This is a genomic window from Pseudovibrio sp. Ad5, from assembly GCF_001623095.1.
In the GTDB taxonomy this organism is placed as follows: domain Bacteria; phylum Pseudomonadota; class Alphaproteobacteria; order Rhizobiales; family Stappiaceae; genus Pseudovibrio.
Genome location: NZ_LMCH01000017.1, coordinates 1 through 15,150, shown reverse-complemented (window position 1 = coordinate 15,150; position 15,150 = coordinate 1). Strand labels below are relative to the sequence as shown.

At 50.4% G+C, this 15,150-nt stretch carries 12 protein-coding genes and 4 pseudogenes; 7 read left to right on the top strand and 9 right to left on the bottom strand.

The genetic code is table 11. The annotated features are described in order from the left end of the window. Positions 1–203: 203 nt before the first annotated feature. Complete coding sequence (locus PsAD5_RS27585; protein WP_208981706.1) at positions 204–509, bottom strand: hypothetical protein; 306 nt, start codon at positions 507–509, stop codon at positions 204–206. A 277-nt stretch (positions 510–786) separates the two neighbouring features. Here PsAD5_RS27585 and PsAD5_RS28755 point away from each other — a divergent pair. From PsAD5_RS28755 to PsAD5_RS28750, 4 genes and pseudogenes are all read left to right on the top strand, one after another. Beyond that, positions 787–873, top strand: a pseudogene (locus PsAD5_RS28755) (IS66 family transposase); the annotation flags it as partial. Continuing rightward, entirely contained in the window at positions 862–1,026 is a 165-nt protein-coding gene (locus tag PsAD5_RS11380) for a transposase domain-containing protein (protein WP_342585851.1), read from the top strand. The pseudogene PsAD5_RS28755 and the gene PsAD5_RS11380, both read left to right, overlap by 12 nt. A gap of 53 nt (positions 1,027–1,079) precedes the next feature. Further along, positions 1,080–1,367: pseudogene (locus PsAD5_RS28475) on the top strand (integrase core domain-containing protein); the annotation flags it as partial. A 12-nt stretch (positions 1,368–1,379) separates the two neighbouring features. After that, positions 1,380–1,913 (top strand): annotated as a pseudogene (locus PsAD5_RS28750) (IS6 family transposase). Positions 1,914–2,067: 154 nt separating this feature from the next. On the opposite strand, the gene PsAD5_RS11370 reads toward PsAD5_RS28750, so the two are convergent. From PsAD5_RS11370 to PsAD5_RS11330, 8 genes are all read right to left on the bottom strand, one after another. Then, positions 2,068–2,652: an RICIN domain-containing protein gene (locus PsAD5_RS11370; RefSeq protein ID WP_153039700.1), complete on the bottom strand. Its 585-nt coding sequence runs from the start codon at positions 2,650–2,652 to the stop codon at positions 2,068–2,070. Positions 2,653–2,956: 304 nt separating this feature from the next. Continuing rightward, positions 2,957–5,176: a xanthine dehydrogenase family protein molybdopterin-binding subunit gene (locus PsAD5_RS11365; RefSeq protein WP_063292188.1), complete on the bottom strand. Its 2,220-nt coding sequence runs from the start codon at positions 5,174–5,176 to the stop codon at positions 2,957–2,959. Between the two features lie 12 nt (positions 5,177–5,188). Next, positions 5,189–5,644 (bottom strand): (2Fe-2S)-binding protein, encoded by a 456-nt coding sequence (locus PsAD5_RS11360; RefSeq protein ID WP_063292187.1) that lies wholly within the window; start codon positions 5,642–5,644, stop codon positions 5,189–5,191. A gap of 257 nt (positions 5,645–5,901) precedes the next feature. After that, positions 5,902–6,957 carry an MBL fold metallo-hydrolase gene (locus PsAD5_RS11355; RefSeq protein ID WP_063287392.1) on the bottom strand — a complete coding sequence of 352 codons (1,056 nt, stop codon included), beginning with the start codon at positions 6,955–6,957 and terminating at the stop codon, positions 5,902–5,904. A 1,170-nt stretch (positions 6,958–8,127) separates the two neighbouring features. Next, entirely contained in the window at positions 8,128–10,356 is a 2,229-nt protein-coding gene (locus tag PsAD5_RS11345; protein WP_063292185.1) for a xanthine dehydrogenase family protein molybdopterin-binding subunit, read from the bottom strand. Between the two features lie 2 nt (positions 10,357–10,358). Further along, a complete protein-coding gene (locus PsAD5_RS11340) occupies positions 10,359–10,835 on the bottom strand; it encodes a (2Fe-2S)-binding protein (protein WP_063292184.1) in 477 nt (158 codons plus the stop codon). Between the two features lie 63 nt (positions 10,836–10,898). Next, positions 10,899–11,825, bottom strand: coding sequence for an aldo/keto reductase (locus tag PsAD5_RS11335; RefSeq protein WP_206599723.1), 927 nt, complete (start codon positions 11,823–11,825; stop codon positions 10,899–10,901). Between the two features lie 199 nt (positions 11,826–12,024). Then, positions 12,025–12,927, bottom strand: coding sequence for a LysR family transcriptional regulator (locus tag PsAD5_RS11330; protein WP_063287395.1), 903 nt, complete (start codon positions 12,925–12,927; stop codon positions 12,025–12,027). Between the two features lie 100 nt (positions 12,928–13,027). Here PsAD5_RS11330 and PsAD5_RS11325 point away from each other — a divergent pair, with 100 nt between their 5' ends. The 3 genes and pseudogenes from PsAD5_RS11325 to PsAD5_RS11315 form a co-directional block, all read left to right on the top strand. Next, positions 13,028–14,233: a multidrug effflux MFS transporter gene (locus PsAD5_RS11325; RefSeq protein ID WP_063292183.1), complete on the top strand. Its 1,206-nt coding sequence runs from the start codon at positions 13,028–13,030 to the stop codon at positions 14,231–14,233. 54 nt (positions 14,234–14,287) lie between these two features. After that, positions 14,288–14,479 carry an IS66 family transposase gene (locus tag PsAD5_RS11320; RefSeq protein WP_063292182.1) on the top strand — a complete coding sequence of 64 codons (192 nt, stop codon included), beginning with the start codon at positions 14,288–14,290 and terminating at the stop codon, positions 14,477–14,479. A gap of 548 nt (positions 14,480–15,027) precedes the next feature. Beyond that, positions 15,028–15,150 (top strand): annotated as a pseudogene (locus tag PsAD5_RS11315) (transposase); the annotation flags it as partial.

Here is a 15,150-nt window from a genome sequence, read left to right as displayed (position 1 = left end):
GACTGTAGGTACGTGCGTATTACCATCAAGGCCACGGCCCGCGTGCCGATAAACAGGTCGGATACATAGTAGCGACTTCAAGGTTCCAAGTAAAAACTCTCTTGCGAAATGCAGGCGGTCCATACATTATGGTCCTCTGCTAGCGGCTACTGCGTCCTGCTTTATCATTGCCTTCAATTTGACTAGCCTTCGCGCAAACAGATCTACTTCCACTTTATTGAACAACCCATGCTCGGGATCTGATGCTTCAGTCCGCAGCCGGTTTTGGCAACCTGACGCATGGCATTGAGAAGTTCTGGTGTGCGGTTGGTTGGGTCGGTGAAGCCAGCATCATCCAAGCTGCCACAGTATTGCAGCTCACCCTTGTCGTTGAAACCGAAGAAATCTGGCGTACAAACTGCATTATAGGTGCTGCCAACTTCTTGAGCTTCATCGACCAGATAGTCCCAACTGGACCCAGCGTGTATTTTGGGCGTTACGAAGAACAACAAGGGAACATTGAATCGCATTCACCCGCTTTGGTGATTTTGAACTAGTAAGATGCGAACTTTGCTACCGTTCGCAGCACCGCGAGAACTGAGGTAAGCGAGAGCCTGTTGCCAGAGATGAGGGCGAACACTGGACATTCGGATGTTTCCCTCAAGGGTTGCTGCTGTCAAAATAATTGTTTTTAATGTCTTGGTTAGGAGGCGTTGATGGATCTTTGCGGTCACATGAGTATAGTGCCTGTCGTGCCCAACGGATCACAAAAGGCTACTTTGCTCATGGCCCTAGCTTGATAATGGCCAGCTGGAACTGGACAATAATTCTGCTGAGCGCGCATTGAAGCCTTTGGCTCTGAGAAGGAAAATTTATCTCTTCATGGGATTAGAGGGCGGAGGAAAAGCTGCTGCCATCGCCTCAACCTCATTGAAACTCAATGATGTCGACCTGCAAGCCTGGCTCACATGGGTGCTGGCCTATATTGCTGATGATAAAATCAATTGCATTAACGATCTCATACCATGGTGTTACGCTGCTAAATAAGCATAACTGAAGTCCTAATCAATAAAAAGGCCGGGGTCACCGGACGCACACTTTGGGAAAACGGGTAATGCGAGAGCTTCAACGGGCGTATGCGCGACGAGCTACTGAACGGTGAAATCTTCTATTCCCTCCTTGAATCTCAAATCATCATCGAATGCTGGAGAAAACACTACAACACCAAACGACCCCACAGTGCTCTGAGCTATCACCCGCCAGTCCCGGAAGCCACCATTCAGATGGATCAAAGGCCAACAATGCACTCACTTTCAACTCGGATCACTCCAATGGGGCTGCTCAGTCGCAGAAATGTTGTCGGAGCACGACATAACCTTATCATATGAAACCATCTGCCAGTGGGGCATCAAGTTTGGCCCAGCTTACAGTCATCGGTTGCGACGCAAAAGAGCACAAAGCTCAGATATCTTAATGATGTTGTGATCAAGTTCAAGGGCCAGCGATGCTATCTGTGGCGGGCCCTTGCTCTAGATGGTTACATACTGGATGAGATCCTTCAAAAACGACGTAATACCAAGGCTGCTAAACGTTTAATGACATGTCTGTTACCAAGGTAGGGATTTGCTCCAAAACGAATTGTTACCAACAAACTCGGCTCTTATGGTGCGGCAAAACACAAAGTGATGCCAGCTGTTGAGCACCTCAGCCATAAGGACTTAAACAACCGCTCCGAGAACTTGCGTTTGCCCTCGCGAAAACGAGCCATGCAAAAGTTCAAGTCGCCAGGCCAGCTTCAAAGATTTCTGGAAACATTCTCCGGCCTGCGCAATCTCTTCGTTCCACCTCACCACCAACGATCTGCAATCGACACTCACCTCTACCGTATCAACGCTTTTTCACAATGGAAACAAGCTGCTGAGCTTGAAGCTTAAAATGCGTCTGGAGAAAACTATTGCGGCAAACTTCGGATTAAGTTGATAGCGCCAAATTGCTGACTACAAGATCAGGAAGGGCCAACTGAGCCAAAAGGGCATTCCAGCGATGTTTGCGACAGTACCCTTCGAAGTATTGGCTGCGACATAGATATTATTCTGTTTCTCGCTCAAATTCTAACCAGACTGATCGACTTTCGGGAATATCTTCGCAGGTATTCAGATTTAGGGTACGCCAGCGATGATCTTCTGAAAAGGTGCTGTCAGAATCTGCGCCAACCTCGAAGCAAAGCCCCGTGCCAGTTAATTCAATACGCCCATCTGTACGATGTGTGAAATCTTGTAAAGATGCCCGCACAAAAGGATATTGCGCGATATCAACTTCATCAGCACAATGTTTGATCATCAGCGGGGCACCAGGCAATGTTCTCCCATTCAAACCAACCGCTGTCACGCACCCCCGATAAGCAGGAAAACGAATGGCACCAGGAGAGGAAAAGGTAACGGCCTCGTCTGCATAGAAGCCCGGCCGTTTGCAATTATGCGCATTTAACGGCATGGTAAAGTCTACCCAGTTGCCCGACCCGGCCACGTCAATACAATAACCGTCCTGCGGTCGATCAAGACGATCAGCTAAATAAAGATAACCTGCCTCATCACGCCAATCCTGAGCGTGCACCGTTATTGGCAAAAGTAAAATAAAGGCTAGTGTCCAAGGCATCACTGCAAGTGTTCTCATCAGGTGTCTCCTATAGGCGAAACTTTATTTCGGGCATCTGTTATGCAATGCTCAAATGGATGTGCATCACACGTGCCCTTCAAGTTTCACCAATAAACGTTGCGATCTGTCGAGTTTTCCTCATCAGTACGGATTACAGTTTGGACGTGTTCTGGCCAAAGCTCTCCGCTATTCAACTAATGAAGGCATAGGTTGGTCTGGGTATGTGAAAATACCCAAAATTAAATGCGCGTTGCATTTTACTTCGAGCCACAGTTCGACAATCTCTAAAACCTATTGGCTTAACTCCGTCAAAAGAACTCAGTTAAGTCATTTGCTTCAGGATCTTTTCAGGCCGCAGTGGCAAATCACGAACGCGAGCGCCAGTTGCGTCAAAGATGGCATTGGCAAGTGCTGCAGCAGTAGGCCCCTGTGAAGCCTCACCTGCTCCAACAGAGGGCAAGTCTGGGCGGTCAATCAAATGAAGCTCAATGACCGGGGACTGCGCGACACTCATGATTGGGTAATCCCACCATTCGGTGCTGGTGACGCCGGTGTGATCGTAAGTCACCTCTTCCATCAAGGTCCAGCTCAGGGATTGGATGATTCCGCCTTCGATCTGATTAAGCACGCCGTCCGGATTGATTACCTGACCGACATCTATGGCTCCAACGACCTTCGATATGGCTACCTCGCCATTCTCTAAATCTACGTGTACGTCGACGACAATTGCGAAAATGCCCGATGTATTCCGATAGCGTCCAAATGCGAAACCACGTCCAGTGCCCTTTTTGTTCGAACGACCAGACCAATTGGCTTCTTCTGCAACTTTTTCGACAATCGCCCGATAGCGCGGATTGCTGAGGTGCTGCAACCGGAACTCAATCGGGTCCACATCAGCATTAAAGGCAACTTCGTCCATAAAGCTTTCCATAGCGTAGTGATTGGAATAAGCTCCCAGACTGCGCATCGCTGAGACACGTAAAGGCATCTCGGGCAGAAGGTGCTTTGTCAGCCTCTTGTTCGCGATATCATAGATCGGATCACTGTTACGATCCGCCCCGAACATAGACGCTGCGCTTTGAAATGCATAGGGTTGCAGATCGCTGTTAGTAGACCAAGCGGGCATGAGGCCACTACGATTACCGCTGCTCATTTGGGATTGCAAACCTGGACGCGCAATATGAGCACCTGACCAGAGCGTGTGCTCATAGGAGCGCAACCTGTTGTTGGAATCAAGTTCGGCAGCAATTTCAATACGCATTGCCGTGCCAAATGGTGAATGAGCCAGCTCATCTTGACGCGACCACATCACACGTACTGGTAAATCGGTTGCGCGGGCTAAGAGCGCTGCATCCATCGCTACATCATCTGCACCATTATGGCCATAACATCCGGCTCCATGGGCATGAATGAAACGCAGGTTACTCTCAGCCATCCCTAGTACGTTTGCCATGTCACGCCGGGCTGGGTAGACACCTTGCGTATGCGACCACACCGTTAGGATATCGCCATCAAGCTGAGCAATCGCACAAGATGGTCCGATCGAACCATGGGCATGAAAAGGACGATAGTAAGATGCTTCGAAACGCTCGCCACCGGCAGAGTTAACATCGCCAACCTCCAGAAAAACACTGTCGAATGACGGCAGCGTTTTAATCCGTTCAGGCAACTCCTCCAGCGGTGGTTCAATGGGCGGGATGTCCCAGCTTGCACCTTCGGCCAATACTTCAGCTGCAGCCACAGCTTGTTCTTCACGTTCCGCAATCACGCCAAGAAAACTACCATCCCGTACAACTGAGATCACACCGTCCATTGCACTGACGGTGTCGATGGATACATCCACGAGTGTGAACTTCGGTGCTGGGGGGCGTACGATGCGGCCATGAACCATGCCCTCTAGGCGAATATCGACGATGTAAGAGGCTTCACCGTATAGTTTGGCCGGTAGATCAGCCCGTTGCTGGGGCGTACCCACAAACTTATGGTCTGCTGGACGCTTTGGTTGAGCATTGCCAGAGATCGGGATATTTATTTCCAAACCACCGACCAAAGCCCAATAGGTTATGTGACCGCCGTCCGGAGCGATCACCTCTCCATCTTCGACACAGATGTCCACCAAATCGGCGTGGAGCCTGCCCGCTGCCATCTTGACAAGATGACGGCGTATTTCGGCACTTGCGTGGCGTAATGTCATACCACTCGACTGTATCGATGCGCTGCCTGCCGTATACGATTCATCTGGTGACCGGTCAGTGTCTGGATTGATCACCTTTATGCGCGCAAGGTCGACATCCAGTTCCTCTGCAACGATTTGCCCAAATGCAGTCTGAATTCCCTGGCCAAGTTCAGCCTTGCCAGAGGACACGTAAACGCTGCCTTTGGGATCTATACGAATCCAGGCATCAACTGTCGATTCATTTGGGCGTCGCATTTCTCCCTGAGCAGTACGGATGGAAACCGGCAATGCGAAATAGGCGGTGAGCCCCCCAATGCCGTGTAGAATGGAACGTCGAGAAAGTGATGCTGTGTCAGGCTTAATCATGATTAGCTCTCCTCAAATCTGCACTTGAGCACGCTTGATTGCTTTTAGCACACGCGCCTGTGCGCCGCAGCGACACAAAATACCATCCATGCTCTCACGGATTTCTGCATCACTTGCGGCAGGATTGCTCGATAGCAGTTCAGTAGCCGTCAGGATCATCCCATTACTGCAGTAGCCACATTGTGCAGCCTGCTCAACCAGGAACGCTTGTTGAAGCACTGAAAGAACGCTGTCGGGTGTCTGATCTTCGAGCGACACCACCTCGGAGTCGGCGACAAGCGAGACCGGTGTGATACAGGACCGAACGGCCTGACCATTAACAAGCACAGTACATGCACCACATGCGCTGGCACCACAGCCAAATTTAGGGCCGTTCAGAGAAAAATCATTTCGTAAAACGTAAAGAAGAGGGGCATCCTCATTCACGCCAGTAGTAACTGAATTTCCGTTGAGCTGGAATCTTATCATTGTGTTTCTCCTGTCTGAAACGCCAAAAGCTGGCTCCTACGATTTCGATGAGATTCCATAACAGCCTATCTAACAATTTAAGCACTAATCGGAGGGCCCCATAAGGCGGTCTTCCTTGATAGCTATGATGCGATTGATAGAGGTTGTAAAATCGCTCCCATCAACGGTAAAGCGTAGGTGCTCGGTGAAGGCGACCTAACGTAGTTGATCATGTTTCTCTATATTTCTACGTGCTTTGTCAGCGAGGATGACTGGTACTAATCAGAGGAGCCAACACCGATCATGTCCAGCGGCTGGCCTACATTGAGCGTGATAAAGCTAGAAGGGGACAGTTGAGCCTCACGCTTGGCTTGTTCCAGAAGTTCAACCGGCTCAACGCGCGCTTCTGCACTCAGTTGGAAGGTTCCATAATGCATGCCGATTGACTGTTTTGCTCTTAAATCCATATGTGCTTTAACAGCCTCAAATGGATCAAGATGCACTGGCTTGAATAAATGCCGAGGTGCATAGGCACCTATTGGCAGAAAGGCCAAGTCAACAGGTCCAAATTGTTCATATGTTCTCTTGTAGTGATTGGCGTAACCACTATCACCGCCAAAGTAGATATTCTTGCCACCAATCTGCATAAGAAACCCGCCCCAGAGAGTGGAGTTTCTATCAGTCAATGTACGACCTGAGAAATGCTGCACTTCAAGAAACCAAAGCTTAAAATCATCTGACACTTGCGCGCTATCCAGCCAATCTAGTTCATTGATGTTGTCAGAGGATGCCAAGCGACTTCCCACCCCAAGTCCGGTATATATTTTGGGGTTGTCGCGCTTAATCAACTGATTTATGGATTTCAAGTCCAGATGATCATAGTGATCATGACTTACGATAATTACGTCGATTTCTGGTAGATCCTCCAGAGCTATGCCCGGTTTATGAACCCTCTTTGGGCCAGCAAAGGAAATCGGGCTGGTTCGTTCTGAAAACACTGGGTCAGTGAGAATATTGAACCCATTTATCTGGATAAGAAAAGTTGAATGGTTGATGAAGGTGACGCGTGCGTCCTTGCTATTGACTCTGTCCTGCGGGGACGGATCTGTGATCGTTTCCACCCATTTCGGCCATTTAGCTCTTTCCGTGTCAGAGGTCAGCCCTGCCCAGGCTACTTCCCAGAAGGAGTGAGTTTCGACCAGACTGTTATTCCTAAATGCTCCATCTTTGAAATTCAAAGACCCTTGCTTGTGATCTTTTTGAGTAGCCGCACAAGCTGTCATGAAAACACCTACCAATACGAAAATTACTGCTGTAAATTCAATGGGCCGCATCCATAAGTTCCCCGTTCAAAAGATCCAAACATAGGCGACATCTGGTCCGGCCTATTTAGCGCTGTGAGCGTGCGCGATTCATGATGGCAAGTTCTCTAGAAAATATTCCATTTGATCCTGCAACGTTGCTGCCATTGGATGCACCTGCAAAACTTCACAGAACAACGAAAGGGTGAGCAGCAGAGGTACGGACATCCGCGTATCCTTTTTTACATGGTCATACGGCTGCTACAGGTTGTCTAACTTATTACCGCATAAGTTTGGATATACTTGTCTGGAATACTTTTCTTGTCAAGTAATCTATTCAAAGATAGGGATTGCGAAGGCAAAACTAGATCTACCACCCGAGAAAGAGCGTCTAAACATAAGGATGGCCTATCTGTTACCGCTTAAAGCAGAACGCCTTCGGCAAATGTTGCAGGCTGCTGTTATGGAAGAATGTAAACTGACACTTTCAGAAAAGAAATGCTTGGGCGTGTTTGCCAGTCTGGAGCACCTGTGACGATGAGTGAAGTTTCACACGCCTTGCTGCTCACCGAAGGAGGCGCGATCAAGGTCATTGGTCGTTTAGAAAGCGCGGCCTTGTTACACGACAACGCTCAAGCAACGGTAAGCAAGTGGTGCTTATCAACATCACGGAAGCTGTCATGACTGTGTGCGTCCGATGACCCCAGCCTTTTTATCAATTAAGGCTTCAGTTACGCTGATTTAGCAGCGTAACACCATGGCATGAGATCGTTGAAGCGATTGATTTTATGATCAGCAATTTGAGCCAGCAGCCCTGATCCCGGGCACCCGCGCTCGATTGGCCCGGAGGGCAGCGGTGCCTGAACAACTTCCTCGCAGCATGAACACGAAAGGCTCTCCTCGTCGACACTGCTAGAAACAAACCCTGTTTCTGTTGTATGCATTGATCTCCCTTCAAGCATGGGATTGTAACGGTGATCATTCAGCCAATAATATAGCCGTGTTTTTCTTGTGCCATGGCGCCTGGCAACCTGAGTGACGGGCAAACTTCCTTCCAGCGCCTGCTGACAAAACTGGAGGAAGAATAGAAGATCAAATCCTATCGCGTCAGGTCGACTTCACCGAACGCTCACGAAGTAAGTCAGGCAAGATATTATAAATCAACGGGTCCTGGGCCTAGCTTCACTCTATTATTCACTCTGATCAACCCTTCGTGTTTATTGTGGCAACAAGATCATCCTCATCTATTGGCAGTTTACTCGCGCGATATCCTGTTGCTGCGCGGATGGCATTTACGAGAGCGGGAAGTGCAGCAATCAACGCGGCTTCACCTACACCAGATGGCGCCACAGAAGGGTCACTGATGAGTTCAATTTCAAATTCTGGCGCGTGGTCAATCGTCGCAATCGGATAGTCGAAGAAACCATAAGCAGAAATCGAACCATCATCGATAGGCGCCCCTTCGACCAAGACTTGCCCGATGGCCATCATGGTACACCCTTCGATCTGCGCCTTGACTTGATCAGGGCTAAAAACAAATCCGGGATCAAGCACACAGTAACAACGATCGATGCGGACTTGTTCGCTCTCTTTCTCATAAGATACGTCAAAAGCCATTGCAACATGGGTTTCCTCGGCAAAGATTGCAGCGGCGTAACCGCGACCAACCTCTGCGTCTTCAGGAAGCGGGCGAGCGGCGCACATGGTTTTCAGCTTTGTCAAACACGTCTTGAGACGGTCTTGTTCCGGGCCAAGATTTTGTATCCGTAGCAAAATTGGATCCAGTTTGAGTGTTCGCGCGAGTTCCTCAATCGCCGCCTCGACTGCAAGCGAATTGGGCGTCGCGCCAAGTGAGCGCCACTGGCCAACATGGAAAGGAAGTTTGACGTCAGTGAATTCGATGCGGCGGCGATCAACGGTATAGAATGGATTTGAACCTATAGTGGCGCCTATGTCGTGAAACAGTTTCCGAACGAGCGACAAGCCCCCTTCAGGTAACAAAAAATCGTTGAACATGACGTGTCCGCTGACGAAAGCGTGCCACCATTCGATGATTTTCCCATCGTCGTCTGCTTTGATCCGAACCCGATGAGACGATGGCGGACGCGTACGGTCTGCGAGGAACTCGTCACGCAGCGACCACACCACCTTGACCGGTCGATCAACCTCTCGTCCAAGGAGCACGGCATCGCGGACAACATCATATGTTGCGCGCCCACCAAAGCCGCCCCCCACACGCATGAGGTGAACCGTTACGCGGTCTGTTGACCACCCAAGTTCCGCTGCTGCCTTCTTTTGATTGACGAACATGTCCTGTGTGCCCGCCCAGATCTCGACCACTTCTCGCCCGTCCCGCTCACTAAATTGAATAACCGCAGAACGCCGTTCAATCGTCGCATGTTCGACAATTGGCAAATCCTGACGTCGGTCAACTGTCCAAACCTGATCCTGAGCGATATCATCGTTTTCGAGGATGCTCTCAAGTTCCCCAGCCGAAAGAGCGATATCAACATCAATCATCGCGTCGATATCTTCTTGAGTATAACTTGATGGGCTGTCCCACTGTACAGTCATCTGCTCGAGTGCAGCGTCAAGAACGCTTGGCGTTTCCGCGACAATGCCGGCAAAATTACGCTCTTTATCGACCACGACCTTGATGACACCGGGCATACTGCTGACGCCACCATCATCAACATCAACGATCTGGGCACCTGCCATGGGGGCTGGAACGCCGCGCCCATATGTCATGTTCGGCAAACGAACGTCGAGTGCATACACCTCTTTGCCGGTTACAATATCGCGCCCTTGAACCTGCAAAGCAGTTTTGCCAACCTGCACCTTCTCCCTGCCTGGATCAAACGTGTAAGAGGTCGCATCCGGGAGGTCCCCAAGATCGATCACTTCGTTTGTTCCTGTGACAATATCAGCGAAGGTCACGATTTGATCTTCCGGGGTAGTAAAACCGCCTTTAGCATCGCCAAGAGCATGGGCATCAAGGCCGACTTGCTTGGCCGCACGTTGTCTCAGCTCTTCACGAAGACCAGCAGCAGCTTCAGCCAGAGGACGGGCGTTGTTACTGGTTCCCGAGCTTCCTACGGTGACCTGAAGTCTCGTTACGTCGTTTGTTGAGGGAAGCGAGACTTGGATATCCTCAACATCAACATTTAGCTCTTCAGCTACGATCTGGGCTAGGCCGAGGGATGACCCTTGTCCCATTTCGTGCACGGGGCTTAGCATTCTTACAGTGCCATCCAGGTCAACTTTGATCCACGCTGTGCCCTCCTCAAAGTCTGGTGCGCGCATCGACGCCATTACTGGCGCGAACTCTCTGCCCACGAAATAGGTGACGGTTAGACCCGCTGCTGTCCAACCAGCAGCTTTCAAGAAACCACGTCGTGTGAAGCGCCGCTTTTTTTGTGTAGTTGGTTTCATTTCTAGCCTCCCTTTCTTGTTTGCATCACTTGGGAAGCGTTCTTGATTGCGAGGTTGATCCTTTTATAAGTTCCGCAACGACAAAGATTGTTGCTCATACGATCTATGATTGTTTGGTCGTCAGGGTCCGGTTCTTCATTCAGCAATGCCGCGGCTTGCATGATCTGCCCTGCCTGACAGTAACCACATTGGGCGACGCGCTCGTCCAACCAAGCCTGTTGAACAGGATGTAAAACACCATCGGCGCTGGCAAGACCTTCAATTGTGGCAATGCTGTCAGACTGGACATCAATCGCATAAATGGAACAGCTGCGGGCAGCCTCACCGTTGATGTGAACTGTGCATGCACCACACTCCCCTTGGCCGCAGCCAAGTTTTGGACCAACAAAACCCAACTGTTCACGCAGCACCATAAGCAGCGTTTCATCTTGCCATGAGTCTGGTACATCAAATTCAGAGCCGTTGACGATTAGACGCATGGATCAATTCCTCCAATTGGCAGACATAATTCTGAGAGTTTCGTAGGAACGCGCGGTGTCCGGCTAGTCTTGCTCCAGAAGAACACCATTCTTGATGACCATGTTTGGCATTGAACGGCCAACCAGCTCACTTGCACTTCGAGCGGCTTCAATTCTGTTTAGATCTTCGTCGCTTAGACTTAGATCCCAGCTTTGCAGCGTATCCTCTAGTTGGGCTGTGGTGCGAGAGCCAGCCAGTGGGATAATGTCTTCGCCCTTGGCCAACAGCCAGCCGTGCAACAGTTGGGCAATCGAAATGCCTTTGTCGGCGGCCATATGGCGTAGCGTAACTATCAAAGGATCGCCTTCTGCATCGGGTAATTTACCAAAACCCATGGCGCCAAAGGCCACAATACCGATACCCAATTCACGTGCCGTGGGCAGGATGCTTTTTTCGATGGAGGTATCGGTTACGGAGTAAGCGAACTCCACCAAGCTCAGCGGGTGGGTGGCATGCGCTTTGCGAATGGTCTCTGCATCGGTTTCCGACAGGCCGATATTGCGCACATATCCGGCTTCGACCAGGTCAGCGATCGCACCGATGGTATCTTCAACAGGGATACCGATATCCACACGAGCGGGTTGATACAGGTCCACATAATCCAGACCCAAGCGTTTCAGAGAGGAGGTGATGTAAGTTTTCACATTCTTTGGGCCAACATCGACCTTGTTGCTGCCCGTAAAAGCATTCTGAAAAGTTCCATACTTCAGGGAAATGAATACCTTGTCCCGGTCAACGCTTTTCAGTGCGTCACCGATAAGAAATTCATTATGACCATCCTGGCCGTAAAAATCCCCTGTGTTCAGGAGGTTGATGCCTGCCTCCAGCGCGGCGTGAATGGTGGCAATGCTTTCGGAACGCTGCTGGTTCGGCATCATCGACATGCGCATGCATCCCAAGCCAAGTCTGGAGACTGCAACACTGTCATTCCGGTAGGTTTTCATATCCATTTGAAACGCTTTCTCAGATTTCTAGCTACTTTCGCTGGCTACCCGGAAAGTACTCATCAGCAATTACATCAACAAGGCGCATTTCATTGAGGTGATATATGTCAAAAATTGATATATGGCGATAATTCTCGTCGAGTTCGGCGTTTTTCCAAGCAATAGTTAAAAATGACCAGATCGGTAGGAGATTGGAACCTACCGTTTACACAATCTGCTCTACCGCCTGCCGAACTGCACCACGAAACCATCTTTGCGCTGGGGAATGGTGCGTGGCCTTGTGCCAGATCATTTTGAATTGAACAGTTGGAAACGGGCAAGGCGGCTCAATGTGCGCGAATTCCCTGAACAGCCCATGCGCCATGCGCGACGGTAAGATCGCTATGAGCTGTGACCCACGCATCAATGGGGGAAGGGCTTCGAAACTAGGAACTTCGACCCTCAACTGACGCTCTATACCATGTTGTTCAAAGATGCGTTCTTCGAAGGGCGTTCCAGACAGAGAGAAACGGACTGTCGCGTGAGGCAGTGTACCGAAATTCTCACGCACTTCATCTTCCGAAACGACCTTGGGATCAAAGAAGCACTTTGAGCAATCCTCAAACAGCGTAGTGCTGTAGATATCAAGCTGATCTGACGGCGGGAGAGGTGTGACGACAACATCGCTCTCTCGCATACGCAGCCGATCCACGTAATTCCGGCCAGACGGGATCAAGCGAAGTTTGGCTTGCGGCGCTTCGATTAAAAATCTGTCCAGCAGTCTGGGAGAAATCAACTGACGCTCGTAGTCTTGCGCTTCAAGGCAAAATCGGGTCGTCATTTTCTCCAATTCCAGCGGTTCTGGCGAAACGAGTGCCTCAAGTCGATCTAGTATTTCCGAAACCTCAGGTGCGAGGACAAGGGCACGCTCGGTTGGTGCAATGCCACGTCCAGCTCGCACGAACAAAGGATCTCCAAACACCAAACGCAGCCGATCCAAAGCATGACTGACTAAGGGTTGGCTGACGTCCATCCGTGCAGCTGCACGCGAGATCGAACCCTCTTTCGCAACTGCGCAGAAAATCGTCAGCAGCTTGACATCGACCTTCATTAGATCAGATTTTTTCATATGTGACCTCAATAAAATGCGTCTTGTTTATATTATGAACGAAAAAGATACTCCTCGCAACATCGGCCGATTGGAGGTCATGCAATGAGGATGCTCGGATATGTCCGCAACGAACAAACAGAGTGAAGTTGAATTTGTTGCACTCGTCGCGCTGACTACATCGCTAGGAGCATTGTCGATTGACGCTGTGCTGCCCGCGCTGCCTGACATCGGCGAGAGTTTCGGGATCGCCGATGGCAATGCATTGCAGCAGATCGTCGGCATTCTGTTTTTGGGATTGACCATCGGGCAACTCGCCTACGGACCATTGTCAGATCGCTTTGGACGTAGGCCACTCTTATTCATCGGTATGGCGGTTTTCGTGTTGAGCAGCCTGGTTTGCATTCTGGCAGATAGCCTCGCCGTGATGTTTGTAGGCCGGTTCTTTCAAGGCGCGGGGGCCGCGGCGCTCAGGATCGTACCTATGTCCGTTATTCGTGACCGATATGATGGAGCCGCTATGGCTCGCATCATGTCCCTGACGATGGCGGTGTTCATCATTGTACCTTGCATCGCTCCAATGCTTGGACAGGGGATTCTGATGCTGGCGGGATGGCAGTCGATCTTCTGGTTCATGCTGGTGCTGACATGCGCCTCGGGGTTTTGGGTTTGGACGCGCCAGCCGGAAACTCTTCCAGTTGAGCGGCGCAGCGCGGGCAGTCTTGTCTCGGTCCGCGACGGACTTGTCGCGACCCTGTTGAACCGGAAAACACGCGCCTATACAATCGCCAGCGGGCTGATGATGGGGACTTTTATGGCCTATGTCATGTCAGCCGAGCAGATCTACCGCGATATCTTTGAAACAGGTGATCTGTTCGCGCTCTACTTTGGGGTAGGTGCAGGCTTTATCGGTATTGCCAGTTTAGCCAACGCCCGTCTGGTTGAAAGCTATAGCCCGGAATTGATCTGTCGGGCCGCCCTGTTTGGCGTGATCCTGGTTAGCGGTTTGGCATATGTCATCAACGACATTGCCCCATTATCTTTATACGGATTTCTTGTCTTAATCTCGATCGTTTTCTTTTGCTTCGGATTTACGATAGGCAATATGAACGCAATCGCCCTGCAACCGCTTGGACATATTGCCGGGTTGGCCAACTCGGCCATCAGTTTTCTGTCCGGATGCATTGCCATGGTGATTGGGTCAGTCATTGCTGGCACTTTCAATATGACGGTAGCCCCCCTGTTCTTCGGGATATTTGCAACCAGCCTGTTGTCTCAGCTTATCTTAATGTTGGCGGATCGCCAACAAATGGTAACGGGCGCATAGCCCGCATCCTGATCGATCTCTAACAGTCAGTGGATTGGTGCTCCGCATGTAAAGATGTCGGCTGCTGAAACGACAAAAGAACCCGGTGATGCTCGCTTATTGCTCTGGAGCCACGCAAGGCGCAAACTCTATGAAGTCGCACGCAACAAAACACCGCCTGTAGCTCCAAAAGACCTGCGCCAGATTGGTGAGCTACATCAGATCGAAAAGACGATCCGGGGCAAAACCCCAAGAAACGTCTGCTAGAACGCCAGGAGCGAAGCAGAGAGAGTGAGCTGGAGCGCGGTATTATCCTATCGTATGAGACCAATCGCAACTGGTTGAATAAGTTCAACCCATGATGAAAACACGCGAATGACCGCTTCTCTAATCGGGCGTTGAGGTCAAGCTCTTTTTCCTTTTCATTCGGATCATATCCATCTCCGGGTCACGCTTCTCTTCGCAGTCTGGATCGCTCTTCATTGTGAGCGGCTGCATGCATGTGCCGGAATGGTTGTAGAGAGCCCCGCTATTGGACGCGCTTTCATGGCGCAGCAGACATTTTCGGCTTCATCTACAAACCTCGTCCAGAGAGGACGATCCTGCCGTGATACTTAGGTCAGGCTATATCATGCAACAACCTCCAAGCCATCACGACAGAATGATGTGTCATTGACCCACATGCGGTGCATGACAACTGCCAGCTTTCTGGTACGCAAGCATGCCTTGCGACTGCTCAGGAGCGTACGCATTGCATGCGAACGGCGGCTTTTCATATGCACTGGGCTATACCAGCCGGAGCGCAGGACCTGCGCTATTCCACTGAAGACAAGATCCGCATCGTACTCGCAGGACTACGTGGTGAGGACAGCATTGCTGAACTGTGTCGTCAAGAAGGTATCTCGCAGGGACTTTATTACAGTTGGTCAAAAGAGTTT